This window comes from Streptomyces laurentii (assembly GCF_040635425.1).
In the GTDB taxonomy this organism is placed as follows: domain Bacteria; phylum Actinomycetota; class Actinomycetes; order Streptomycetales; family Streptomycetaceae; genus Streptomyces; species Streptomyces laurentii.
In genome coordinates this window covers 54989-79896 of record NZ_JBEYHT010000007.1, presented here as the reverse complement: position 1 = coordinate 79896, position 24908 = coordinate 54989, and the positions used below count along the sequence as shown (strand labels likewise).

Genomic DNA, 24908 nt, shown 5'->3' with positions numbered 1-24908 from the left:
GGCGCCTCAGTAGCGGTAGTGGTCCGGCTTGTACGGACCCTCGACCGGGACACCGATGTACGCGGCCTGCTCCGGGCGCAGTGTGGTCAGCCGGACCCCGAGGGCGTCGAGGTGGAGGCGGGCGACCTTCTCGTCCAGGTGCTTGGGCAGCGTGTAGACGCCGACCGGGTACTCCGCGGTCTTCGTGAAGAGTTCGATCTGGGCCAGGGTCTGGTCCGCGAACGAGTTCGACATCACGAAGGAGGGGTGGCCGGTGGCGTTGCCGAGGTTCAGGAGCCGGCCCTCGGACAGCACGATGACGACCTTGCCGTCCGGGAAGGTCCAGGTGTGGACCTGCGGCTTGACCTCGTCCTTGACGATCCCGTCGATCTTGGCGAGCCCGGCCATGTCGATCTCGTTGTCGAAGTGGCCGATGTTGCCGACGATCGCCTGGTGCTTCATCCGGGCGATGTCGGACGCCATGATGATGTCCTTGTTGCCCGTGGTGGTGACGAAGATGTCGGCGGTCTCGACGACGTCGTCCAGGGTGGCGACCTGGAAGCCGTCCATGGCGGCCTGGAGCGCGCAGATCGGGTCGATCTCGGTGACGATCACGCGGGCGCCCTGGCCGCGCAGCGACTCGGCGCTGCCCTTGCCGACGTCGCCGTAACCGCAGATCACGGCCGTCTTGCCGCCGATGAGGACGTCGGTGGCGCGGTTGATGCCGTCCACGAGGGAGTGCCGGCAGCCGTACTTGTTGTCGAACTTCGACTTCGTCACGGCGTCGTTCACGTTGATCGCGGGGAAGAGGAGCGCGCCGTCGCGGTGCATCTCGTAGAGGCGGTGGACACCGGTGGTGGTCTCCTCCGTCACGCCGCGGATGCCGTCGGCGATCGTCGACCAGTCCAGGCCGGTGTCGCGCAGCAGCTCCAGGATGACCCGGAACTCCTCGTTGTCGGCGGTCGACGGGTCGGGCACGGCGCCCGCCTTCTGGTACTCCACACCCTTGTGGACGAGGAGCGTGGCGTCGCCGCCGTCGTCGAGGATCGTGTTCGGGCCGCCGGTGGGCGTGTTCGGCCAGGTCAGCGCCTGCTCGGTGCACCACCAGTACTCCTCCAGCGTCTCGCCCTTCCAGGCGAAGACCGGGATGCCGGCGGCGGCGATGGCGGCGGCCGCGTGGTCCTGGGTGGAGTAGATGTTGCAGGACACCCAGCGCACCTCGGCGCCGAGCGCGACCAGCGTCTCGATGAGGACGGCGGTCTGGACGGTCATGTGCAGCGAGCCGGTGATCCGGGCGCCCGCCAGCGGCTGCGCGGCGGCGTACTCCCGGCGGATCGCCATCAGGCCCGGCATCTCGTGCTCGGCGAGCGTGATCTCCTTGCGGCCGAAGGCGGCCAGGGAGATGTCGGCGACCTTGTAGTCGGTGAACGCCGTGTCAGACATGGACGAAGCTCCTTGACGCTAGGACGGTGCGGTGGATTTCGCGTGCCGCGGTGGACTTGTTGAGCGTGATGTAGTGCAGGCCGGGCGCCCCCTCGTCGAGCAGCCTCAGGCCCATCCGGGCCGCGTGCTCGACGCCGACGCGGTACGCCGTGGCCGGGTCGTCCTTCGCGGCCTCCAGGCGGTGCGCCAGGTCCTCGGGGAAGGCCGCGTCGGACAGTTCGGCGAAGCGCCGGATCTGCCGTACGTCGGTGGCCGGCATGATCTCCGGGATGATCGGGGTGTCGCAGCCGGCCGCCGCGACCCGGTCGCGCAGCCGCAGATAGTCCTCGGGGTCGAAGAACATCTGGGTGATCGCGTAGTCCGCGCCCGCCTTGCACTTGGCGACGAAGTGCGCGAGGTCGCTCCGCGGGTCCGGGGAGCGCGGGTGGCCCTCCGGGAAGGCTGCCACGCCGATCCGGAAGTCGCCCAACGACCGGACGAGTTCGACGAGTTCGTACGCGTACGTGAAGCCGTCCGGGTGCGGGTACCACGCGCCGCGCGGATCGCCCGGCGGGTCGCCGCGCAGCACCAGCACGTCGCGTACGCCGGCGTCGGCGTAGGCGCCGATGATCGCGCGCAGCTCGGCGACCGTGTGCCCGACGGCCGTCAGATGGGCGACCGGCCGCAGCGTGGTCTCGGTGACGATGCGCTTGGTCACCTCGATGGTGCGGTCCCGCGAGGAGCCGCCCGCGCCGTACGTCACGGAGACGAAGTCCGGCGCGAGGGCCTCCACCCGGCGGATCGCGTCCCACAGGGTCCGCTCGCCCTTGTCGGTCTTCGGCGGGAAGAACTCGAAGGAGAAGGTCGGGCCCGTGGCGGTCGGCGCCGGAGGCGCCGCCTGGGTCGTGGTCACGCTCATCGCCGGCCTCCCGCGTTGAAGTAACTCGCCTCCGGGTGATGGACGATGAGCGCGTCCGTGGACTGCTCGGGGTGCAGCTGGAACTCCTCCGACAGCTCGACCCCGATCCGCTCGGGCCGCAGCAGGGCGGCGATCTTCGCCCGGTCCTCCAGGTCGGGACAGGCCGGGTAGCCGAGCGAGTAGCGGCAGCCCTGGTACTCGGTGCGCAGCATCCCGTCGAGGCCGGCCGGGTCGCCACCCGCGATGCCCCACTCGCCGCGCACCCGGGCGTGCCAGTACTCGGCCAGGGCCTCGGCCAACTGCACGGACAGGCCGTGCAGTTCGAGGTAGTCGCGGTACGAGTCGGCGGCGAAGAGCTTCGCCGTCTCCTCCCCGATCCGGGAGCCGACCGTGACGACCTGGACGGCCAGCACGTCGATCTCCCCGGAGTCCTCGCCCCGGAAGAAGTCGGACAGGCAGAGACGGCGGCCCCGCTGCTGGCGCGGGAAGGAGAAGCGGGTCCGCTCGTCCCCGTCCTCGTCCAGGACGATCAGTACGTCACCCTTGGACACACAGGGGAAGTAGCCGTAGACCACGGCCGCTTCGAGGAGTTGATCGGTCTGCAGCCGGTCCAGCCAGCCGCGCAGCCGCGGCCGGCCCTCCGACTCCACGAGGTCCTTGTCCTTGAGCCCCCACTGCCCCTTGAACAAGGCGCTCTCGTCGAGCCATGACGCGTAGTCGGCCAGTTGGATGCCCTTGACGACCTTGGTCCCGAGGAACGGCGGTTCGGGTACGGGATTGTCCGCGGCCACGTCGCTGCGCCCGGCCGGCTCCGGCTCGCGCTCCCGTACGTCCACGAAGTCCGCCGTCTGCTCGGGACGCCGTGCCACCCGCCGCTGCTTCAGCTCCGGCAGCGTCGCGCCCGGCACCCCGCGCTTGACCGCCATGAGGGCGTCCATGAGGCGCAGGCCCTCGAAGGCGTCGCGGGCGTAGCGGACCTCGCCCTGGTAGATCTCGTGCAGGTCCTGTTCGACGTACGCCCTGGTCAGCGCGGCGCCGCCGAGGATCACCGGATAGCCGGCGGCCAGTCCGCGGCTGTTCAGCTCCTCCAGGTTCTCCTTCATGATCACGGTGGACTTCACCAGGAGACCGGACATGCCGATCACATCGGCCCTGTGCTCCTCGGCGGCTTCCAGGATCGCGGAGACCGGCTGCTTGATGCCGATGTTCACGACGTTGTAGCCGTTGTTGGAGAGGATGATGTCGACGAGGTTCTTGCCGATGTCGTGGACGTCGCCGCGCACGGTGGCGAGCACGATGGTGCCCTTGCCGACTCCCCCTTCGCCGTCGGCGGTTCTCTCCATGTGCGGCTCCAGATGCGCCACCGCGTTCTTCATGACCTCGGCGGACTGGAGCACGAACGGCAACTGCATCCGGCCGGAGCCGAAGAGTTCACCGACGGTCTTCATGCCGTCGAGCAGCGTGTCGTTGACGATGTCGAGCGCGGGCCGCGACTCCAGGGCCTCGTCGAGGTCGGCCTGAAGGCCGTTCTTCTCGCCGTCGATGATCCGCCGCTTCAGCCGCTCCTCCAGCGGCAGCGCCAGCAGCTCTTCCGTCTTGCCGGCCTTCAGCGACTTGGCCGTCGCGCCCTCGAAGAGTTCGAGGAACCGCTGCAGCGGGTCGTAGCCCTCCCGCCGCCGGTCGTGGATCAGGTCGAGGGCGACCTCGACCTGCTCCGGCGCCAGGCGGGCGATCGGCAGGATCTTGGAGGCGTGCACGATCGCCGAGTCCAGGCCCGCCTTCACGCACTCGTCCAGGAAGACCGAGTTGAGCACGATCCGCGCGGCCGGGTTGAGCCCGAAGGAGATGTTGGAGAGGCCCAGCGTGGTCTGCACGTCGGGGTGCCGGCGCTTCAGCTCCCGGATCGCCTCGATCGTGGCGATGCCGTCCTTGCGCGACTCCTCCTGGCCCGTGCAGATCGTGAAGGTCAGGGTGTCGATGAGGATGTCCGACTCGCGGATCCCCCAGTTCCCCGTGAGGTCAGCGATCAGCCGCTCGGCGATCCGGACCTTCTTCTCGACCGTCCGGGCCTGGCCCTCCTCGTCGATGGTCAGCGCCATCAGCGCCGCGCCATGCTCCCGTGCCAGGCCCGCGACCTTCGCGAACCGCGACTCGGGCCCGTCCCCGTCCTCGTAGTTCACCGAGTTGATGACGGCGCGCCCGCCCAGCTTCTCCAGGCCGGCCCGCAGCACCCCCAGCTCGGTGGAGTCGAGGACGATGGGCAGGGTCGAGGCGGTCGCGAACCGTCCGGCCAGCTCCGCCATGTCGGCGACGCCGTCCCGGCCCACGTAGTCCACGCACAGATCGAGCATGTGCGCGCCCTCGCGGATCTGATCCCGGGCCATCTCGACGCAGTCGTCCCAGCGGCCCTCCAGCATGGCCTCGCGGAACTTCTTCGACCCGTTCGCGTTCGTCCGCTCGCCGATCGCCAGGTACGCGGTGTCCTGCCGGAACGGCACATGCCCGTACAGCGACGACGCGCCCGGATCGGCCACCGGCGTGCGGGCCGGCACGGCCTCGCCCCGGACCCGCTCCACGACCGCCCGCAGGTGTTCCGGCGTCGTACCGCAGCAGCCGCCGACCAGCGCGGCCCCGTAGTCCCGTACGAACCCGGCCTGGGCGTCCGCCAGTTGGTCCGGTGACAGCGGGTAGTGCGCGCCGTCCTTCGTCAGCACCGGCAGGCCCGCGTTCGGCATCACCGACAGCGGGATCCGCGCGTGCCGCGCCAGATAGCGCAGGTGCTCGCTCATCTCGGCGGGCCCGGTCGCGCAGTTGAGGCCGATCATGTCGATGCCGAGCGGCTCCAGGGCCGTCAGCGCCGCGCCGATCTCCGAGCCGAGCAGCATCGTGCCCGTCGTCTCGACGGTCACCTGCACGATCAGCGGCACCTCGCGGCCCAGCGAGTCCAGCGCCCGGCGGGCGCCGATGACGGCCGCCTTCGTCTGGAGCAGGTCCTGCGAGGTCTCCACGAGCAGGGCGTCGGCCCCGCCGCGCAGCAGCCCCTCCGCGTTCTGTTCGTACGCGTCGCGCAGCGGCTCGTACGTCACGTGCCCGAGCGTCGGCAGCTTGGTGCCGGGGCCCATCGAGCCCAGCACCCAGCGCGGCCGGCCGTCCCCGGCCGTGTGCGCGTCGGCGGCCTCGCGGGCGATCCGCGCGCCCGCCTCGGACAGTTCGGCGACCAGGTGCTCGACGCCGTACTCGGCGAGCGCCGCGAGGTTCGCGCCGAAGGTGTTGGTCTCCACACAGTCCACGCCCACCGCGAAGTACGCGTCGTGGACCGAGCGCACGATGTCGGGCCGGGTGATGTTGAGGATCTCGTTGCAGCCCTCGAGTCCGGTGAAGTCGTCCAGCGTCGGATCGGCGGCCTGGAGCATCGTGCCCATCGCCCCGTCGGCCACCACGACCCGAGTCGTCAGCTCTTCCCGCAGCGAGGGCCTACCGCTCCCACGTTCCTGCCCGTGGCTCATGACAGCCCCCTCAGATGGGTGACCAGGGTGGCCGTGCAGCCCACCCCGTACGTCGTCCGGATCCGCTCCAGGAGCGGATCGCGCCGCAGCCGGTACTCCTGGGTACCCACGGAGTCGAGGACCGTCGCGGCGATCGCGCAGCCCAGCTCGGCCGCGCACCGCTCCGGCACGCCCCACAGCGTCCCGGCCAGGAATCCGGCCCGGAAGGCGTCCCCGACACCGGTCGGGTCCACCGCCTCGTCCACCCGCACGGCCGGCACCTCCAGCGTGGTCCGGCCCTCACCCCGGACCCGTACCCCGGCGGCGCCGTGCGTGGTGACCCAGGTGGTGACGTGCCGCAGCACCTCCGCCTCGCTCCACCCGCTCTTCTCGGTCAGCAGGGCCGTCTCGTACTCGTTGGTGAACAGGAACCGCGCCCCGTCCACCAGTTCCCGCACCTGTCCGCCGTCCAGTCGCGCCAGCTGCTGCGACGGATCGGCGGCGAACGGAACCCCCAGCTCACGGCAGGCGCGGGTGTGCCGCAGCATGGCCTCGGGGTCGTCCGGCGAGACCAGGACGAGCGCCAGCCGCCCGGACCGGGCCAGCACGTCGCGCAGCCCGATCTCCCGGGCCTCGGACATCGCCCCGGCGTAGAAGGTGGCGATCTGGTTCTGCGCCTCGTCGGTCGTACAGACGAACCGGGCGGTGTGGAGCGACTCGCTGACGCGCACCGAGTCGGTGTCCACACCGTGGTCCTTCAGCCACACCCGGTACGGCTCGAAGTCGGCGCCGACCGCGCCCACGAGGACGGGGCGCAGGCCGAGCACACCGAGCCCGAAGGCGATGTTCGCTGCCACTCCGCCGCGCCTGACCTCCAGGTTGTCGGCAAGGAACGACAGGGAGACCTGTTCGAGCCGGTCCGCGATCAGCTGTTCGCTGAACCGGCCGGGGAAGGTCATCAGGTGGTCGGTCGCGATGGATCCGGTGACAGCGATACGCATCTCCTCGGCTCCCCTCAGATCCCCGCGGCGCGCTTGAGCTGCTCCACCCGGTCCGTGCGCTCCCAGGTGAACTCCGGCAGTTCCCGGCCGAAGTGCCCGTACGCCGCCGTGGCCGCGTAGATCGGGCGCTTCAGGTCCAGGTCGCGGATGATCGCGGCCGGCCGGAGGTCGAAGACCTCGGACACGGCCTCCTGGATGCGCTCGTCCGGCAGGACGCCGGTGCCGAAGGTCTCGACGAACAGACCCACCGGCTCGGCCTTGCCGATCGCGTACGCGACCTGCGCCTCGCAGCGCTTGGCGAGACCCGCGGCCACCACGTTCTTGGCCACCCAGCGCATCGCGTACGCGGCGGACCGGTCGACCTTCGACGGGTCCTTGCCGGAGAAGGCGCCGCCGCCGTGCCGGGCCATCCCGCCGTACGTGTCGATGATGATCTTCCGGCCGGTGAGTCCGGCGTCGCCCATCGGCCCGCCGATCTCGAAGCGGCCGGTCGGGTTGACGAGCAGCCGGTAGCCGTCGGACTCCAGCGTCACGCCCTCCTCGACCAGCTCCTTGAGGACGTGCTCCACGACGTACTCGCGCACGTCGGGGGTCAGCAGGCCCTCGACGGAGATGTCGGTGGCGTGCTGCGAGGAGACGACGACCGTGTCCAGACGGACCGGGGTGTCCCCGTCGTACTCGATGGTGACCTGCGTCTTCCCGTCCGGGCGCAGGTAGGGGACGGTGCCGTTCTTGCGGACCTCGGTCAGCCGGCGGGACAGCCGGTGCGCGAGGGCGATCGGCAGCGGCATCAGCTCGGCCGTGTCGTCACACGCGTAGCCGAACATCAGGCCCTGATCGCCGGCGCCCTGCGCGGCCAGCTCGTCGCCATCGCCCTCGACCCGCGCCTCGTGCGCGGTGTCCACGCCCTGGGCGATGTCCGGCGACTGCGCGCCGATGGACACCGAGACGCCGCACGAGGCGCCGTCGAAGCCCTTGGCCGAGGAGTCGTAGCCGATGTCGAGGACGGCGTCGCGCACCAGCTGCGCGATCGGCGCGTACGCGGAGGTGGTGACCTCGCCGGCGATGTGCACCTGGCCGGTGGTGATCAGGGTCTCCACCGCGACGCGGGAGGACGGGTCCTCACGGAGGAGGGCGTCCAGGATGGTGTCGCTGATCCGGTCGGCGATCTTGTCGGGGTGCCCCTCGGTCACCGACTCCGAGGTGAAGAGGCGGCGGCTCATGCCTGTCCCACCTCGACCTTCGCGCCGAAGAAGTGCTGCTCGATGGCGGCGAGGGTGCGGATGGAGTCGACCTCCAGGGTCTCCATCTGGATCGCCGTGCCGCTCTCCTGCTCCAGGAGGAAGACGAACTCGACGAAGGACAGCGAGTCGATGAGGCGGTTCTCGATCAGGTCGAGGTCCGCGGCGACGTCGTCGCGCTCCGGGTGACGCTCCAGGATCCAGTTCTTCACCGTCTGCAGGCCGTCGGCCATGATTGCTCTCCTTTTACCTACTGCTGGTTACGGAAGGGGTGGGGGCGATGATCGGCGCGGCGACCGCGACCGCGTAGTCCACGTCGTGGCTGATGGACACGGTGATCTCGGAGATGCCGGACTCCTGGGCCATGCCGGCCGCGGGTCCGCGCAGCTCCACGAGCGGCCAGCCGCCCTCGGAGCGCCGTACGACGATGTCGGTCCAGGGCAGGAACCTGCCGCGGACCCGTAACGTCTTGAACGCCGCTTCCTTGGCCGCGATCCGGCCGCACAGGCTCAGGATGTCGAGCCCGTCGGCGGTACGGCAGTCGGCGAGTTCGCCGGGGGTGAGCATCCGCTCGAAGAACTTCTCCCCGTACTGGCCGATAAGCCTTCGCACGCGGTTGACGGACACGATGTCCATGCCGAGGTTCGCCCAGCCCAGGCCGCCCGCCGGCGGGGCGACGGGACGGGCCGGCACGTCAGATCACCGGCCCGGCCGCGAGACTCGCATCGGCGCGCATGCGGGCGTTCGCGTCGAGAACCGCTTCGGTGGCGGCCTCCCAGCTGCCGTAGCGGCGGGTCAGTGCCGACAGCCAGCGCTCCAGGCCGAAGGCGACACAGCTGGTGAAGGCCGGGCCGCCGGTCGACTCGCGCGAGATCGAGCAGCGATCGCCGAAGAAGTTCCGGTGCGTGTTGACGGAGGCGATGGCCAGGTCCTCGTACAGGAACTCGTGCTTCACCGGCGTCAGCCGCTGGAGCAGGGCCTTCGAACTCCCCTTGTCGAAGAAGGGATCGGTGGCGGCCTCCCGGTTCAGCGGCAGGTCGAGCGCGGCGGCGTACGCCCGCACCCGGGCCGTGAAGTCCACGAGGTGGGTCTCGGCGTGCTCCTGGGAGCCGATGGCCACGATCTCCCGCATACGGAAGCCGAGCTGGCGCCGCATGCCCTCGTAGTGCGTCTCCTTGCGGAAGCACCACGAACAGATCGTCACCAGCGTGTCGTCCGCGACCGACGTGCCCTGATGGGTGAGGTACACCGCGTAGCAGGACGCCGACGGCAGACCGAGGGCGGCCGGCTGCAGCGCCTCGGCCGGGAAGGTGCCGGAGTCGGGGGAGAACGGCGCGGTCGTCCGGCGCTCCAGATCGAGCGGGGCGGCGACGACGGCCTGGTGCGGGAAGTTGTCGTAGTAGTCGAGCCGGGCCAGGTCGGCGGCCGGGAGCAGCGGGGGCATGGTCATCGGGCGGGCGCCCGCGCCCACTCCCCAGCTCTCGAAGGTGTCGTCGAGGAGCCGCAGCAGGCGGGTCCCCTCCGGGCCCAGCGTGGGCAGGCCCCTGGTGGCCCCGACGTGCTCGGGGGTCGTCACGGTCATGGTCGGTGCACCTCTCAGGTGGGTTCGCGCACTCGGAGTTCGCGCCGCCGGGTCCGCGGAATCTCGGTCCGCGCACGCGGGGCTCGCGGACTGACGACTGCGCGCACTCGGGGTTCGCGGACTCGGGACCGGGTTCTCAGAGGACGGGAAGACTGTCGTCGGAGAAGATGCCGGTCTTCAGGAAGAAGGCGAGCGGCTTGCGGATCGCCTTGCGCTCGTGGGCGCGGCGGGACTCGTCGGCGATCAGCGCGTTGCGCAGACCGAGCGGGTCGGCGATGCCGGCGTCCTTGTACACATGCGGGTTGTAGAGCGAGTTGACGCTGTAGACGACGTAGCGCTTGACGTACGCCTCGACCTCGCGGACCCGTTCGGCGCTGACGGCCTCGGTCATCCGCTGGAACAGCAGCGAGACCAGCTCGCGGCCGAAGGCGATGTGGCGCGACTCGTCCTGGTGGTGGATCCGGTTGACCTCACGGATGGTGTGGCACAGCGAGGCGTCCTTCGCCATCCGGGAGTTGTAGTGGTCGACCAGCTCCTCGAAGAAGAGGATGCGGGTGAAGACGAGGAAGTTCTCGACCTCGGGCACCCAGACGGCGTCGGCGCGCATGCCGGTGGAGCCGTAGATCTTGCTGCCGTAGCGGCGGCAGAACTCCGAGAAGAACCACATGTGTTCGTTCTCTTCGCCGATGAAGTGGTGGAAGAAGTCCGAGGGGACCTCGAAGCCGGGCATGTGGATACGGCCGACGACCTCGATGAGGAGCTCGCGGATGCCGTGCACATTGAGGCTGTAGAAGTTGATGGACTCCCACCGCGACAGGCGCTGAAGCGTTTCCTCATCCAGGCGTTCGAAGTGCTCGGTGCCGTAGACGGTCAGCAGCTCCGGCGTCATCCAGTACTGCTTCTCCTCCAGGGCGTCGGGCCACTGGAAGGTCTGGTACGGGTTGTAGTAGTCCTCGACGGAACGCTCGCTCAGGCGCTCCAGGACCTCCATGAACCGGTCGGTGACGGGCAGCGGGGCGGTCACGCCCATGGCCTTACTCCCTCTTCTTCGTGGTCTGGCGGGTCGAATGGATCTACCGGGTCCGGAGGTCGGGTCAGGGGCGGACTTCGTAGACGGCGTTCACGGGCGTCTCGCTCGCGCGGCGCCAGCGGCCGAAGCCGGCCTCCTCCGCGATCGCGTGGAACGCCTTCTCGCCGGAGTGGTTGCCGAGCGCGTGCGGGCCGCGCTGGGCGACGGCGACGGGCAGGCACATCACGGCGGACAGGGCCATGAACATGCGGGCGGCCGGCGTCTGGGTGTCGATGTCGGCGGGCGACACGTTCGACTCGACCAGCATCCAGGTGCCGTCCGAATCAAGGGACTTGAGGACGTGCTGGGCGGCGGCCACCGGGTCGCCCATGTCGTGCAGGGCGTTGAAGAAGCAGACCAGGTCGTACCCGGTGCCCGGGTAGTCGTCGGCCGAGGCGACCTCGAAGACGACGCGGTCGGACAGGCCGGCCTCCTCGGCGAGCTGCCGGGCGATCGAGATGGCCTCTTCGGAGTAGTCGAAGCCGTGGATCGTGGCGTTCGGGAAGGCGCGGGCGATCAGCAGCGTGGTGTGCCCGACGCCGCAGCCGACGTCCGCGACGGTGCCGCCGTCCGCCAGCTTCTCGGTGACGTCGTGCAGCGACGGCAGCCAGTCGGCGACCAGCTTGTGCTCGTACGTCGGCTGGAAGAAGGAGCCCATGCCGGTGTCGAGGGCCGCGTCGTGCTCGGCCCAGCCGACCCCGTCACCCGTCTTGTACGCCTCGGCCAGCAGGTCCTCGGTGGCGTACAGCGCCTTCAGCGCGGTGAAGAACCCGGCGGCGAAGGTGACGGCCGTCGGATCGGCCAGCACCTCGACGTGGTCGGCGGGCAGGGTGTACGTGAGCGAGCTCGGGTGCCGCTCCACGTACCCGGCGGACAGCTGCGCGTGCAGCCACTCCTCGATGTACCGCTCGTTCGTGCCGGTCTTGCCGGCCAGCTCGGCTGCGGTCAACGGGCCGTGCTGGGCAAGGGCCTTGTAGAGGCCGAGGCGCTCGCCGAGCGCGACGGTCAGACCGCGCACGGCCGCGCCGGCGTCGGTGATGACCTTCTGGTGGAAGTCGTGGGCGGTCATGCGGCCGAGCCCTCCTCGTACGTCGGGACATCGCAGGTGAACAGGAAGGAGCGCGGCAGCCGCGGCACGGACCGGGCCGGCACCGGGTAGGGCCACCGGTCGAAGTGGGCGCCGTCCTCACCGGGCTGCTTGACCTCGCGTACGGCCCAGCCGCAGTCGGCGAGCAGCTCCTCGGGCTCCTCGGTGCCGAAGAGCCACGGGTTGCCGTCCTCCTCCAGTGCCTTCATGAAGGAGCGGGCCAGCGGGTTGCTCAGGGCGGCCTTGGAGATGACGTCGCCGAGCAGCACGGAGCCGGGCGCCGCGTGCGCGGACAGCGTCGAGATGAGGGTCCGGACGGCCTGCTCGGGCAGGAAGAACAGCAGTCCTTCCACCACCCACAGGACGGGCTCGTCGCTCTTCCATCCCGCCTCCTTGAGGGGGCCGGTCCAGTCCTGGGTGAGGTCGACCGGGACGGTGACGCGCGTGCGTCCGGCCGGCTGCGGCTCGTCCTTCAGCATGCCGGCCTTGGCCGCGAGAAGGGCGGGGCGGTCGAGCTCGTAGACGGTGACGCCGTCCGGCCAGGGCAGCCGGAAGAACCGGGTGTCCATGCCGGCGGCGAGGAAGACCACCTGGCGGATGCCGCGCTCCCGCACCGTCTTCACGATGGCGCGGTCCAGGTAGGTGGTGCGGATGGCGAGGAACGGCACGGTGCCGCCCCCGGCGTAGCGCTCGAGCAGATCGAAGCCGATCTGGTCGGCGACGGTGCGCGCGTAGGGATCGGCGAACAGCCGGTCCTCGCGCTCGGTCTCCAGGGCGCGCGCTGCGGCGGTCCACTGGGCGGTGCGGGATACGGCCTCCACAGGAGGGCCCCCTTCGCTGGTGGGTGAGTGGTGCGATCGACCGTGCTCAGGTGCCGTGCTCAGGTGACGTTCAGGTGCCGTGTTCAGATGTGCGGGGGGCGACCCGGACCAGGGGCGGACCCGGTCCGGGCCGCACGCCGGGGCGTGCGGGACGTGCGAGACGTCCGGGGTGTCGCTCGTACGGGGTGTCGCTCGCGCGTGGGCGCGAGTGCGGGCGGGTGTGTGCCGCGCCGCGTGGATCAGGCGCTCATCGCGGGGCTGCGGGTCTCCGCCGTGACGGCACGGTCGGACGTACGGCCGGACCCGCGGGCCGCGGTGTCCTTCGGCCCGCAGCCGCAGCAGCCCGCCGGGTCCTCGGACGCGGGCATCGACGACAGACGGCCGGCCTCGGACCCGGCGGGACGTCGCCGGAAGATGCTGTGCAGGATCATGCTGAACACGGGGGCGCCGTCGGCGCCGACCAGCGTGCACCGCGGCTTGACGGTGCCGGTGGCCCGGTTGAACGGCGACGGCGTGACGCCGAGGACCTCGACGCGTGCCGTGAGGACGTCCCCGGGGCGGACCGGGCGCAGGTAGCGGACCTCGTCGATGCCGGGCGAGCCCATGCACTCGCTGTAGGCGAGCAGGCCGTCCACGTACCGGCGCATGAACATCGACTGGGTGTGGAATCCGCTGGCGATCAGTCCGCCGAACTGGGAGTCCTTGGCGAGCTCGGGGTCCGTGTGGAAGGGCTGCGGATCGAAGCGCCTGCCGAACTCCAGCACCTCCTCCGCCGTGACGGTGACGGTGCCCAGCTCGTGGACGTCGCCGGGCCGGAAGTCCTCGAAGTAGCGCATTCCGCGCCCCCCTTGACCTAGGAGTGGTCGTTTCCTGGTATCCCCTAATCTACGAATCAACCATTTATTTTGTCAAGCCAAAAGAAGGCTGGAAGACCCCTGAACCGGAACCCGAACAGCCCTTACGGCGCCGTTCACTTGAGGGCCTGCACGATGTCGTCCCACAGGTCCTCCACCGCCTCGATGCCGACCGACATCCGCACCAGGCCGGCGCCTATCCCCGCGGCCGCCAGCGCGTCCGCGTCCAGCTCCCGGTGCGAGGTGGACGCGGGGTGGGTGACCAGGGATTCCACGCCGCCGAGCGAGAGCGCGAGCCGGGCCACCCGGACCCGCTCGATGAAGGCCCGGCCCGCCTCCCGGCCGCCCGCCAGCTCGAACGACAACAGCCCGCCACCGCCGGCGAGGACGGCGCGGGCGGTGTCGTACGAGGGGTGGCCCGCCAGCCACGGGTAGTGGACGGCCACGACGTCGTCGCGGGCCGCCAGCCGCTCGGCGAGCACGGCCGCGTTGGCGCAGTGCTGCCGCATCCGCAGCGGCAGCGTCGGGATGCCGCGCAGGGTCAGCCAGGCGGCGAACGGGTCGGCGCACGCGCCGAGTTCGACCGTACGGGGCCACACGGCCCGACGCAGGGCGTCGTCGGCGAAGACGGCGGCGCCGCCGAGGACGTCGGAGTGGCCGGAGAGGTACTTGGTGGTGGAGTGCACGACGATGTCCGCGCCGAGCTCGATCGGACGGCACAGCACGGGCGAGGCGAGCGAGCTGTCGACCATGCTGGTGACGCCGAGCCGGCGGGCGGCGGCGAGCAGTCCGGGCAGGTCGGCGACCTGCCCGGTGGGGTTGGCGATGGTCTCCAGGACCAGCAGCCTCGGGGCCGGCTCGGCCTCCGCCACGGCCCGCTCGAACTCCGCCACGCTGTCGCCGGAGATGTACGTGACGTGGACGCCGTAGCGGGCGGCGAGGTCGGACAGGACGGCGTACGTCCCCCCGTACAGGCAGCGCTGCGCCACCACCCGGTCCCCCGGCTTGAGCCGGGAGAGCAGCACCCCGCTGATGGCCCCCATGCCGCTGGCGAAGGCGATGGCGCCGGAGCCGCCCTCCAGCCCGGCCAGGGTGGTCTCCAGGGCCCGTACGGTCGGGTTGCCGCGGCGGCTGTACACGTACGGGCCGTCGGGACCCGCCATCGCCCCGGCCAGCTCGTCGGCGGAGGCGAACGCGAAGGCGGAGGACTGCACGAGGGGCACGGAGAGCGGCGAACTCCCCTGCTCCAGCGGCGGATTGGCGACGTGCACGGCGCGGGTTCCGAGTTCCATGACCGGTTCCTTCCGAGTGGCGGGACTGACGGGTGCGTGGAGGGCATGCGAAAGGGGCCGCACGACGTCCGGGGAGGAACGTCGGGCGGCCCCTGAGGGGAGGGTGATCAGGCGTTGACCTTGTCACCCTGCTGCTGCGGCGCGGCGTCGCCCGCGTCGGCCGGAGCACCGGCGGCCAGGGCCTTGTCGCCCTTCATCACGAGGAGCGTGATCACACCGCCGACGGCGGCGATGATCGCGGCGCCGATGAAGGCGGACGAGAAGCCGTCCGTCAGCTTCGGCAGGTTGTCGATCTGGGCGGCACCCTGCGACATCGCGACCGCGGTGAGGGCGGCGAGGCCCAGCGCGGAACCGACGTTGTAGGTGGTGTTGACGATGCCGGAGGCGAGACCCGCCTGCTCCTGCGGAGCGTTGGCCATCGCGGACATCATCGCCGGGATGTAGGCGAGGGACATGCCGAGCGCGGCGACCAGCGAGGCCGGCAGGACGTCGACCAGGAAGGTGCCGGTGGGCTCGACCGTGGCCAGCCAGACCAGGCCGGCGGCCAGGACCAGCAGACCGATGCCGATGAGCGGCTTGGCACCGAACTTCATCATGAGGCGGGCGGTGATGGCCGTCATGAAGATCATGAGGAGGACGGTCATCGGGAGCAGCGCGGCACCGGACTCGAACGCCCCGTAGCCCAGGACCTGCTGGAGGTACAGGTTGAGGAAGTACCACATCGGGATCCAGGCGGCGCCGAGCAGCGTCATCGCCAGGTTGGCCGAGCCGAGACGCGGGACCCGCCAGACGCTGAGCGGCATGAGCGGCTCGCGCAGGGACTTCTGGATCACGAAGAACAGGATGAGCAGGACGACGGCGCCGGCCAGCTCCAGGATGGTGGCGGTGGAGCCCCAGCCGACCTCGGGGGCGCGGACGACGGCGAACACGGCGAGCGCGAGACCGGCGGTCACGGAGATGGCGCCGAGGATGTCGACGGAACCGCGGCGGGACTCGACGTTCGGGAGGATCTTGGTGGCGGCGAGGGTGATCAGACCGATCGGGACGTAGATGATGAAGCACCACTGCCAGGCGGCCCACTCGGTGAAGACACCACCGAGGAAGACACCCGCGGTACCGCCGGCCGGGGCCGCGGCGCCGTAGAGGGCCATCGCCTTGCCCAGCTCACGCGGGTCGTGCATGAACAGCATCATGAGCAGGGTCATGGCGGACGGCGCGATGAGCGCGCCACCGACACCCTGGACGGCACGGCCGACGATCTCGACCCAGGCCGTCTGCGCGGCGGCGGCGACGATCGAACCGGCGATCATCACGACCCAGCCGGACACGAAGATCTTGCGGGCTCCGATGAGGTCGGAGAGGCGCCCGCCGAGGAGCAGCAGACCGCCGAAGACGATCACGTAGGCGTTGAAGACCCACTGCAGCTCGCTCTGCGAGAAGCCGAGGTCCTTCTGCATTTCCGGAAGCGCCACGCCGATGATCGACGTGTCCATGATGACCATGAACTGTGCGGCGGCGAGCACGACAAGTGCCCACCAGCGCCGGGGATTGACGGTTGACATTGCCCTGACCCTTCGCTCGCGTTGGAGAGTTGAAGTAGCGAACACATACCCCTGGGGGGTACCTGTGCGCTGCACCGTAGCATACCCATGGGGGGTATGTAAGGGCCCGGTTAAGAGCCGAGTTCAGAGCACGTCCGGCCGGTGGTCACGGCCTGGTTTCGACCCGGTCAAGGCCCGGTGTCGCCGGGCGTGGAGCGGCCCCGGGGCGGGAAGAGGAGCGCGCGCCTCCGCGCGTGACGCGCGTACGGGGGCGGCAGAATGCGTACATGACCGCCGAGCTGACACCCCTCCAGGAACAGGAACTCCTGGCCCGCTGGACCTCGACCCTGCTCGCCGCCCGCACCGGCCGCGCGGGCCCGGACCCGATCCCGTACGGCCGGAACCTGCTGTCCCGCTGGTCCGAGCCGCAGCGCCGCTACCACACCGTGTCGCACCTGCGGGCGGTCCTCGACCGCATCGACGAACTCGCCGATCAGGGCGGCGAGGGCGGGGAGTTGGAGCTGGTACGGCTGGCCGCCTGGTTCCACGACGCGGTCTACCGGCCGGACCGCTCGGAGAACGAGGAGCGTTCGGCGGCCCTGGCCGAGAAGGCCCTCACCGAGGCCGGCCTGACCCGGCACGAGGTCGCCGAGGTCGCCCGCCTCGTCCGCCTCACCGTCACCCACGACCCGGCCCCCGGCGACCTCGACGGCGAGACCCTGTGCGACGCGGACCTCGCCGTCCTGGCGAGCGACCCGGATACCTATACGGGGTATACGAGCGCGGTCCGCGAGGAGTACGCCTTCGTCCCGGACCCCGACTTCCGCGAGGGCCGAGCGGCCGTACTCCGTCACCTTCTCGCCCTCCCCCGCCTCTTCCGCACCCCGTACGGAGCGGCGGCCTGGGAGTCACGGGCCCGCGCCAACATGGAACGCGAGCTGAAGGAACTGACGAACGAGGCGAGTTGAGGCCCCCTGGGGGCGGGCAGGCGCCCACCGACGGTGGCACCGAGCGCGGTCGCCCTCCCGCCCGACGACCTCAGCCGGCGTCCGAGACGAGCTGAATGTTCTCCGCCGCCGCAGTCCACTCGACGCCGGACGTGGGGCGGATGTGCGCGACCCGAACAGTCCGGCCTGCGGTCACCTCGTGCACGATCGCGGTGAGTTCCCCCTCACCGCGACTCGCGATGTCCCGGACGGTCCGATGCAGCCAGGGATGGTCGTCCTCATGGAAGAGCGACCTTGCGTCGGCATCGGTCACGACGTGACGGCCGCCCTCCGCCACGTCTTCCTGACCGCTGCGGTCAAGAAACCTCTCGAACCCGGCAGCGGCTCGGACGACGAGCGCGGGACTTGGCACACCGAACTCCAGAGGCTCGTCGGTGGCGTGGGAGGAACCCGTGGTCATGTGCACACTCCTGCCGGGAATACAGCGGGGTCGCCCGGAGAGTCCTCTACCTCCGGATACATGTGATCAGCCAAGGGCCTCGCGGCACCCGTGAACAGGAAGGGATGCCGCCGAGACGTTCGCGACAACCGGAAGACTTTGCGCTCCCATTACCTGACAACTGGTCGAGGGTTCGCGGCCCAGCTACCTTTCCAAGCATGGGAGCGAACGTCATCCTCAAGCGTCGCATGCTCGAACTCGGTCTCACTCAAGACGAATTGGCGCATCGGATGAATCTCGCCCTCGAAGCGCTCAGCGGAAAGCCCGGTGACGTGTCCGCGCGAACGGTGCGGAATCTGGTCAATGGCAGCACCCGCAGGCCGATCGGCCGGACCTGCGCCGCGCTGCAAGCGGTGTTCGGATGCCCGGTCTCGGCATTAGGGTTCGATCCACCACGTACCGCCGCACCAGCGGAGGACCCAGTGCGTCGTCGTTCCTTCCTTGCCGCAGCGACCGGAACCGCCGTCTTCGCCACCCATCCGGTGCGAGGTGCCCGCCCGGGCCGGTCCGACCTAGACCGGCTGCGACTGGAGTACCTCGCCCTGCTGCGGGACGACCAGCGACTCGGCGGAGCGAAGGAACACGAGAACCGGGTAGTCGAGCTGGCAGCACGTATCCAGCTGTTCCTCGCCGGAGGCGGTGCCTCGGACAGCGTCCGACGTCAGCTGTACCGCATCGCATCCGACGTCAGGTGCCTGGCAGGCTTCGCGGCCATCGACGCCAGCGCACCACGGCGAGCTCGCGAACATTTGCACCAGGCCCTCGCTCTCGCGGGTCTGGCTCGTGACAGCACGGCCCTCTACCGGGTTTGGGACCATCTGACGCTTGCTTCCAGCCAAAGGGAGAACCATGCCGAGGCGGCAGCCGGCGCGGAGGTGATGAAGCACTCCTCGGTGGCACGACGCGACCCGCTGTACGCGTCACTGGGGCACATGCGCCACGCCAATTCCTTGGCCAGGATTCATCGGCCCGCGGAGTCGCAGCGGGCCATCACTCTCGCGGAGAAGGCATTCGAACGAGCCCGTGGTGGCCAGCCATCGGCATGGATCGCCTTCTATAGTCAGGCCGAATTCAACGCCCTCTCGTCGTACGCCTGGACGGCGCTCGGCGAACACGAGCGGGCCGAATCCTGCCTTCACCGCACGCTCGCCACGCTCCCCGGCGACATGGTGCGCGACAGAGCCCTCTACACGGCACATCTCTCGCTGTGCCAGGCACGTCAAGGTGAAGTCGAACTGGCTTGCGCAACCGGCAAGCAGGCGCGCGATGTGCTTCCCCCGGGCTCCGGTTCACAGCGCACCGCGAACACGCTGGCCAGAACTCGCCAAGTGGTCGAGGCCACGGGGACGAACATGCCCGAAGTCACAAGCTGGATCGAGGAGTCACGCCAATGGATCTGAAGTGGTACGCGCACACCGACGCGCCGCGCGTCCGGTCCACACTGCTCGACATTCACGACGAGGTGTACGCGCACGACCCGAACCCGTTTCACACTCGCGAACGGTTCGCGTACTTCGTCGACTTGTGGTCGGGGCGGGAGAACTGGTCGTGCGTGTCGGGGTGGGAAGGGGACGGGCCGGTCGGGTACGCGTACGGGGCGGCGTTCAAGCCCGGGGGCTGGTGGAAGGGGGCGCGGCGCCCCCGGGACGTACGGGGGCGGATCTTCGCCCTGTCCGAACTGATGGTGCTGCCTCGGTGGCAGGGCACCGGGCGGGCGCGGCCGCTGCATGACGCGCTCGTCAGGTCGTCGGAGGCGGACTTCGTGACGCTGCTCGTCGACGCCACCCATCCCAAGGTGCGGGCCCTGTACGAGAAGTGGGGCTACGAGCAGCGGGAGGAGGTCCAGCCGGCGGACGACTCCCCGCGGTTCGCGGTCATGGTGCGTGCGCTGCGGAGCGAGTGAGGGGCTGGGGTCACGCTGCTGCGGGGTCGTGGGCCTGGTCGCGGGCATCGGCGCGGCAGTCCGCGCAGACGGGGTGCGGGTCGTGGGTGCGGATGGCACGGTCGCAGACCTCGCAGTTCCCGAACGGCGGGGGCCCGGCGGGCTGTTGTGGTGCCGCCGGGAGCGGAGGCGGGAGATGGGCGGCCAGGCGGTACGCGAGGAAGCGGGCCGGGGAGTGGATCGGCACGTGCAGCGGCGGCAGGCCGGCGGTGAGGGTACGGGTGATCTGGTCGGCGGTCGCGTGCCGCTCCAGCCAGGTGTCGACGGCGGGCGCCAGCTGGTGGATGTCGCGCAGCGAGAGCAGCAGGCGGGGATCGGCCGTGCGCAGCCGGGACAGCAGGTCGGCGGCCGGGCCGGAGAGCGGCGGCAGCGGGGGCGGCGGGGGTGTCTTCGGCGGGGCGGACTGGGCCGACCGGGGCGGCGGCGCGACGGGAGGCTGCGTCTCGGCCGGAGGAGGAGGCATCTCGGCCGGGGGCGGCGGCGGCGTCGGCTCCTGCCTGCGGGGCGGCCGCGGCGGCTCGGGGGCGGCCGGGGGCTCCGGTGGGCAAGGCGGTGCGGGCCAGCGGCAGGCGGGATCGTCGTACGAGATCACGCGGGTGGCGAACCGGCCCATGCCCAGCGGGATCCGGCGGCGCTCCAAGTAGCCCTGCTCCACCAGCTCGTTGACCGCCCGGCGGATCGTGATCTCGCCTTCACGGAAACGCAGGGTCAGGCGCTTGACCGAGATGTCGGCGCCGTCGGGCAGCGACTGGATGTACACCGCGACGCCGATCGCGGCGGCCGACAGGTCGGGGTGCTGGGCGAGGTGGTTGCCGACGACCGTGAAGTGGTCGCGGTACCGGGTTCGTACACGGATCACCCCTGAGCGTGGCGCGTCGGCGGGGATCTCGAACGTTCCGGGAAACGCGGGCATCGCCGCGTTAGACTGCGGATCAACCATTGGGAAGTTCTGTTCTTCCTGAACGGTAGGCCCTCGTCGGGATGCCAGTCCCGGCGGGGGCCGCGTTTGCTTTTGCGGGGTCGTTTGTGGCGACCGTACCGCATCCGCGGGTACTCGCCCGCCTTCCAAACCCTTTGTCACCCGATCGTGGAATCGGGGTAGTTGGTGTAGGTAGGGAGAGGTAGGGGAGGGTGAGGTAGGTAGTTCTTTCCCCCAGTACTTACCAAGGGCGTCAAGCGGGCCGGGGCGTGGCCGGCCACGCCCCGGCCCGTCGCCTCCCGGCGGGCCGATGCCCGGTCAGCGGGCCAGGCCCTCGATATGGGCGCGCAGCACGGCGTGGCAGAGGTCCGGGTCGAGGACCTCGGGGTGCAGGACGCCGTTGAGCCCCAGGCCGTCGATGAGGGATGCCAGCTTCTCCGTCTCGACGGCCCGGTCGAGGCCGGGGCGCAGGGTGCCCGCGTCGTCGAGGCGGCCGAGGACGCGGCGTACGAGATCCCGTACCCCCTCGGCGGTCTGCCGGGACAGGTCCGCGAGCGAAGGGTCCGTGCGGGCGGCGGTGTTGAAGTCGAGGAAGACGGTGACCTCGGCCCGGCGGTGGGCGTCGAGCGGCAGGAGCTCGGCCAACAGTTCGACGCAGAGGGTCAGTTGTTCGCGCCGGGAGTAGTCGACCAGTTCGCCTATCTCGTCGACGCGGTCGACCAGGCGGACCGCCACCCGTTCGAGCATCGACCGCATCGCGAACCGCATCAGCTCCTGCTGCCCGGAGAAGTAGTGGCGCAGTGAGCCGATGTTCAGTCCGGCCTCGTCGGCGACGGCCCGCAGCGAGGTGCGCTGGAGGCCTTCCCGGACGACGACACGGAACAGCGCGTCGACGACGTGTCGACGGCGGGCTTCCGGATCCACCTGCTTGGGCATGGAGCCTTTTTATCACGCCTGTGATACAAAGGATTTATCACAGGCGTGATAAATAAAGCTGGAGGCCCCTCATGGACACCGTGCTCACGCTGCTGCTCGTCCGATTCGGCCTGGTCGCGGCCGGTATCGTCGTCCTCGCCCTGGTGGTCTTCGCCGTGGCCCTGCACTTCAGGCGCACGGGCCGGCTCGACGAGGTCCGCCGCTACGCGACCCCCGCCGTGAAGGCCGCCGCCCGCGCCGCCGCCCGCCGCCTGGAGGACCGCCGATGACCGCGCCCGCCCTCGTCCCGCCCGCGTCCCGGTCGGCGCAGCTGATGGAGTCCTCGGAATTCGTCCACCACATCCTCGTGGACCTCGTGATCAAGGCCGGAATCGTCGTCGCGGCCCTCGTCGCCCTGGCCCTCGGCCTGCGCACGATCTGGCGCAGGTCGACCCGCCGCCGCTCCTAGGCCGATTCTTCCCCGAACAGGCGCGACGCGAGGATCATCCCGGTCGCGTACGGGAGCAAGGTGCAGACCACACGGGGGTCCTCAAGCACGCGCTCGGGGGCACCCGCGTACCGGGGCCGTCGGGTCGCTCCCTGGTCCCAGTACGGGTTCATGTCGTCGATGAGGAGCTGCCCGCCGGGCTTCAGGGCGGTGAGAGTGTCATCGAGCAAGGAAGCCTTCAGCTGGCCGGGGACGTCCAGGAAGATCAGGTCGTAGCGTCCCAGGGAGGGCAGGAGGTTCCTGGCGTCGCCGACCACCAGGGTGACGCCCTCGGGCCAGGGCGCGTCCGCCGCCGCGGCGGACTTGCGCGGGTCGATCTCGACGCTGACGACCTCGACGTCGGTACGGCCGCGCAGCCCGTGCACGATCCACGCGAGACCGACGCCGGCTCCCGTGCCGAGTTCGAGAATCCGTCCGCCGCCGGGAACCGCCGCCGCGAGGACGGACATCAGCGCACCCACCTCGGGGCAGCACGACTGTGCGAATCCGATCCGCCGGGCCCGGGCGAAGGCGGCGCCGACCCCGGGCGGCACGTGCAGGGCGGTTCGCGCGCCCAGGCTTCGCCGCAGGCTTTCAACCTCGGCCGTCGACATCTCATGGTCGAACGTCAGGCTGACCGAGGATCGCGTGTCCGACTCCCCCGAGGTGGCCGTTCGCTCCATGGCATGCCTCCTTGGCCGGGACCCCGCCGCACAGTCGGCCATGACAATCGGCCATGCGCCCGCTTCCGACGCGCCTGTTTCCGTCACCTCGGGCGCCCGCGCGGAGCGCGCGCCGCCGTTCAGGTGGTTCTCCGGCGCACGGCCGCATACCCGCGAGTAGTGCGGCATGAATGATGCTCGCACGGCGGGTGTCGTCTCGCAATTTCGAACCGCATTCAAACGCCGGAGTCGGCAGTTCGTGCCCCTCCGGGGAAAGGCGCTGCGTCATGACAGATTCCGGCAATTCCGGGAACCGTGAGCCGGGATCCCGGGTGATCCTCGAATTCGATCGCGAAGTGACCGACGAGGAGGTCAAGCAGATGCAGGCCCAGCACAACGCGACCTCCGCGTTCCAGGAACCCAGGAGCCAAGACGATCCCGATGTCATCGACATGGGCGAGGTCGACGATGTCATCGACATGGGGGAAGTCGACGATGTCATCGATATGGGAGAGGTCGACGAGTAGCAGCCGCCTCGCTCGTGCCAGCCCCGGGGACGGTGCGGCACGAGAGGCAACGGCGAACCACCACAGGGCGACACACCAACGGCGCGCGGGAGCGCCGGGACGGCACAGACAGAAAGGCGAAAGATGGAATGGGACGCATTCGACACGGTGCTCTCACGCAGGCCGTTCGGCGACAGTCGCTATGTGCGTGGACAAATGCACCTCGCGTTCACGCGCCGTCTCGAAAGCCTCGGCAATTCGGTGCCGTCCGCCCGCCATCTGCTGACCGTACTTCAGCAGGCCGACCCCCCTACCGGATACCGCACGCTCGGGGATCCGCTTCTCCGCCGGGCCGTCCAGCAACTGCTGACGCGGCGGGAGGGCGCCAAGCCCGGGCGGAACCCGCTGACTCCACACGTGTCCGCCCAAGTGATCGAAGCCGTCGCGCGGCACGTGGAATCCGGCGCCGCCAACGGACCGCTGCAGGGCGAGTCCACCGCCGCGCAATGGCTCGGCGACCCGTCGCGTACTCCCTGGGTCTGGTCGCCTGAACAGGATCACGGCTTTCTCGGAGAGACGTTCACGCGCTTCGTGGAGCACCGGTTCGGGGCCGCGCCGGCCCAACCCGGCGAGAACGATCTCGCGATGCTGCGCCAGGGCTACCGGCTCCTCGACGAACTGCTGCCACTGACGTCCCGCGGCGCCCTGAGCCACACCCACCTGATCGGGATCACCCCGGGAACCGGCGTGTGGGAGGGGAAGGCATCGGCCTCGCAGTTCACCGTGACCGGCATCATCTTCCTGAACCGCGAGCTCCTCCAGAACCCCTGGTGGGTCGCCGAGCACCTGCTCCACGAGGCGCTTCACCAGAAGCTGTACGACTTCCGCCACGCCCACTCCATGCTGGTCCGCGACCTCGACGACTCCCCGAACGCTCCCGCCGAGGCCCGTCGCCTCGTGTCCCTGTGGAACATCCCGGGCCTCGACGGCGCGAACAACCGCTGGAACGCCCATCGCTCCATGGCGGCCTTCCACGTCTACGTCCACCTGGCACTGCTGTGCTCCCTCGCGGAACAGAACGCTCCACGGCTGCGGGACACCTACGGCCCGCTGGACGCCCCGAGTCCCATGACCCCCGGCCGTAAAGCCTTCGAGCGGGCCCGTTATCTGGCCGAGAACCTGCGGACCGAGTGCTGGGACGATCTCGGCCTCGCGGGCCGGCGCCTGGCCGACTGGCTCAGCGCCGTCCTGGACGCCATGGACCCGACTCCGCCCCCGGCCGGTTCGTACCTCCATCTCGTCCTCGACCGCTACCTCAAGGAAGCACGCAGGGTTCGCGTGGCACCGGCCTCCGACGATCTGGCGACGACACTGGCGGCTCTCGGGCGGTCCGAAGCCGAGACCTTCCGCCAGGTCCTGTCCGCCGTCGGGGCGAAGGACCACCCCGGCAGCCCCACGACCGAGCCAGCGCCACGGCCCGCCGACGACCACGACGCCGGACACCCCGCCGACCACCACGCGGCCTTCTCGGACCAGCGGCACCACATCGCCGACACCCTCCTGCGCCTCGCGCCGAACGGCTACAGCCTCGACTCCCTGTGCCCTCCCCCCGGGCCGTCCGCGGACGAGATGGTGCGCGCCATGGTGGAGACCTCCAGCCGAGAGCTGGCCGCACGCGAGGCGACCACCCCCACCGCCACGAAGGAATCGCCCTAGCCGCCCGCGCCCGGGGCACCGA

The 24908-nt window shown here is 70.3% G+C and carries 25 protein-coding genes; 7 read left to right on the top strand and 18 right to left on the bottom strand.

Features of this window, described 5'->3' with window-relative positions; translation table 11 throughout:
* Nucleotides 1-6 precede the first annotated feature (6 nt).
* The 14 genes from ahcY to ABZ693_RS06710 all read right to left on the bottom strand — a co-directional run bounded on the left by ahcY (nt 7) and on the right by ABZ693_RS06710 (nt 16314).
* Nucleotides 7-1422, bottom strand: a complete 1416-nt coding sequence (ahcY, locus tag ABZ693_RS06775) for an adenosylhomocysteinase (RefSeq protein WP_359874131.1) — start codon at nt 1420-1422, stop codon at nt 7-9.
* Complete coding sequence (gene metF, locus ABZ693_RS06770; protein WP_359874128.1) at nt 1415-2320, bottom strand: methylenetetrahydrofolate reductase [NAD(P)H]; 906 nt, start codon at nt 2318-2320, stop codon at nt 1415-1417. Before metF ends, ahcY begins: the two co-directional genes overlap by 8 nt.
* Nucleotides 2317-5826, bottom strand: a complete 3510-nt coding sequence (gene metH, locus ABZ693_RS06765) for a methionine synthase (RefSeq protein WP_359874126.1) — start codon at nt 5824-5826, stop codon at nt 2317-2319. The genes metF and metH overlap by 4 nt, the downstream gene beginning before the upstream one ends.
* Nucleotides 5823-6806 (bottom strand): carbohydrate kinase family protein, encoded by a 984-nt coding sequence (locus tag ABZ693_RS06760; protein ID WP_359874124.1) that lies wholly within the window; start codon nt 6804-6806, stop codon nt 5823-5825. The genes metH and ABZ693_RS06760 overlap by 4 nt, the downstream gene beginning before the upstream one ends.
* Nucleotides 6807-6820: 14 nt before the next feature.
* A complete protein-coding gene (gene metK / locus ABZ693_RS06755; protein ID WP_359874122.1) occupies nt 6821-8029 on the bottom strand; it encodes a methionine adenosyltransferase in 1209 nt (402 codons plus the stop codon).
* The gene (locus ABZ693_RS06750; RefSeq protein ID WP_359874120.1) at nt 8026-8280 is read right to left on the bottom strand and encodes an acyl carrier protein; all 255 of its coding nucleotides are present in this window, start codon (nt 8278-8280) and stop codon (nt 8026-8028) included. The genes metK and ABZ693_RS06750 overlap by 4 nt, the downstream gene beginning before the upstream one ends.
* A gap of 13 nt (nt 8281-8293) precedes the next feature.
* Nucleotides 8294-8740: a holo-ACP synthase gene (gene acpS, locus ABZ693_RS06745; protein WP_359874118.1), complete on the bottom strand. Its 447-nt coding sequence runs from the start codon at nt 8738-8740 to the stop codon at nt 8294-8296.
* Between the two features lies 1 nt (nt 8741).
* Entirely contained in the window at nt 8742-9629 is an 888-nt protein-coding gene (locus ABZ693_RS06740; RefSeq protein ID WP_359874116.1) for a class-II aminoacyl-tRNA synthetase family protein, read from the bottom strand.
* A gap of 136 nt (nt 9630-9765) precedes the next feature.
* A complete protein-coding gene (locus ABZ693_RS06735; protein ID WP_359874114.1) occupies nt 9766-10659 on the bottom strand; it encodes a diiron oxygenase in 894 nt (297 codons plus the stop codon).
* Nucleotides 10660-10723: 64 nt separating this feature from the next.
* Nucleotides 10724-11767: a class I SAM-dependent methyltransferase gene (locus tag ABZ693_RS06730; RefSeq protein ID WP_359874112.1), complete on the bottom strand. Its 1044-nt coding sequence runs from the start codon at nt 11765-11767 to the stop codon at nt 10724-10726.
* Nucleotides 11764-12606: a class I SAM-dependent methyltransferase gene (locus tag ABZ693_RS06725; protein WP_359874110.1), complete on the bottom strand. Its 843-nt coding sequence runs from the start codon at nt 12604-12606 to the stop codon at nt 11764-11766. Before ABZ693_RS06725 ends, ABZ693_RS06730 begins: the two co-directional genes overlap by 4 nt.
* A 239-nt stretch (nt 12607-12845) precedes the next feature.
* Nucleotides 12846-13442 (bottom strand): MaoC family dehydratase, encoded by a 597-nt coding sequence (locus ABZ693_RS06720; protein WP_359874108.1) that lies wholly within the window; start codon nt 13440-13442, stop codon nt 12846-12848.
* Between the two features lie 134 nt (nt 13443-13576).
* A complete protein-coding gene (locus ABZ693_RS06715) occupies nt 13577-14752 on the bottom strand; it encodes a trans-sulfuration enzyme family protein (RefSeq protein WP_359874106.1) in 1176 nt (391 codons plus the stop codon).
* Between the two features lie 107 nt (nt 14753-14859).
* Nucleotides 14860-16314 carry an MFS transporter gene (locus tag ABZ693_RS06710; protein WP_359874104.1) on the bottom strand — a complete coding sequence of 485 codons (1455 nt, stop codon included), beginning with the start codon at nt 16312-16314 and terminating at the stop codon, nt 14860-14862.
* A gap of 266 nt (nt 16315-16580) precedes the next feature.
* Between ABZ693_RS06710 and ABZ693_RS06705 the strand changes: the two genes are divergently transcribed.
* Nucleotides 16581-17261 (top strand): HD domain-containing protein, encoded by a 681-nt coding sequence (locus ABZ693_RS06705; protein ID WP_359874102.1) that lies wholly within the window; start codon nt 16581-16583, stop codon nt 17259-17261.
* Between the two features lie 70 nt (nt 17262-17331).
* Here the strand turns inward: ABZ693_RS06705 and ABZ693_RS06700 are convergent, their stop codons facing one another.
* On the bottom strand, nt 17332-17700 hold the full coding sequence (locus tag ABZ693_RS06700) for a hypothetical protein (protein ID WP_359874100.1): 369 nt from the start codon (nt 17698-17700) through the stop codon (nt 17332-17334).
* Between the two features lie 197 nt (nt 17701-17897).
* Between ABZ693_RS06700 and ABZ693_RS06695 the strand changes: the two genes are divergently transcribed.
* Together ABZ693_RS06695 and ABZ693_RS06690 are read left to right on the top strand one after the other, a co-directional pair.
* Nucleotides 17898-19139, top strand: a complete 1242-nt coding sequence (locus ABZ693_RS06695; RefSeq protein ID WP_359874098.1) for a helix-turn-helix domain-containing protein — start codon at nt 17898-17900, stop codon at nt 19137-19139.
* Nucleotides 19130-19642: a GNAT family N-acetyltransferase gene (locus tag ABZ693_RS06690; RefSeq protein WP_359874096.1), complete on the top strand. Its 513-nt coding sequence runs from the start codon at nt 19130-19132 to the stop codon at nt 19640-19642. The genes ABZ693_RS06695 and ABZ693_RS06690 overlap by 10 nt, the downstream gene beginning before the upstream one ends.
* Nucleotides 19643-19652: 10 nt before the next feature.
* Here the strand turns inward: ABZ693_RS06690 and ABZ693_RS06685 are convergent, their stop codons facing one another.
* Both ABZ693_RS06685 and ABZ693_RS06680 read right to left on the bottom strand, forming a co-directional pair.
* The gene (locus ABZ693_RS06685; protein ID WP_359874094.1) at nt 19653-20540 is read right to left on the bottom strand and encodes a hypothetical protein; all 888 of its coding nucleotides are present in this window, start codon (nt 20538-20540) and stop codon (nt 19653-19655) included.
* Nucleotides 20541-20918: 378 nt separating this feature from the next.
* The gene (locus tag ABZ693_RS06680) at nt 20919-21536 is read right to left on the bottom strand and encodes a TetR/AcrR family transcriptional regulator (protein WP_359874091.1); all 618 of its coding nucleotides are present in this window, start codon (nt 21534-21536) and stop codon (nt 20919-20921) included.
* A gap of 71 nt (nt 21537-21607) precedes the next feature.
* Here ABZ693_RS06680 and ABZ693_RS06675 point away from each other — a divergent pair, with 71 nt between their 5' ends.
* Both ABZ693_RS06675 and ABZ693_RS06670 read left to right on the top strand, forming a co-directional pair.
* Complete coding sequence (locus ABZ693_RS06675) at nt 21608-21805, top strand: hypothetical protein (protein ID WP_359874089.1); 198 nt, start codon at nt 21608-21610, stop codon at nt 21803-21805.
* Entirely contained in the window at nt 21802-21984 is a 183-nt protein-coding gene (locus tag ABZ693_RS06670; protein WP_359874087.1) for a hypothetical protein, read from the top strand. Before ABZ693_RS06675 ends, ABZ693_RS06670 begins: the two co-directional genes overlap by 4 nt.
* On the opposite strand, the gene ABZ693_RS06665 is transcribed toward ABZ693_RS06670, so the two are convergent.
* Nucleotides 21981-22685, bottom strand: coding sequence for an O-methyltransferase (locus ABZ693_RS06665; RefSeq protein WP_359874084.1), 705 nt, complete (start codon nt 22683-22685; stop codon nt 21981-21983). The genes ABZ693_RS06670 and ABZ693_RS06665 overlap by 4 nt on opposite strands.
* 266 nt (nt 22686-22951) lie before the next feature.
* Here ABZ693_RS06665 and ABZ693_RS06660 point away from each other — a divergent pair, with 266 nt between their 5' ends.
* Nucleotides 22952-23191, top strand: a complete 240-nt coding sequence (locus ABZ693_RS06660) for a hypothetical protein (RefSeq protein ID WP_359874082.1) — start codon at nt 22952-22954, stop codon at nt 23189-23191.
* A 123-nt stretch (nt 23192-23314) separates the two neighbouring features.
* Nucleotides 23315-24886, top strand: a complete 1572-nt coding sequence (locus tag ABZ693_RS06655) for a hypothetical protein (RefSeq protein ID WP_359874080.1) — start codon at nt 23315-23317, stop codon at nt 24884-24886.
* The last annotated feature ends 22 nt before the right edge of the window (nt 24887-24908 follow it).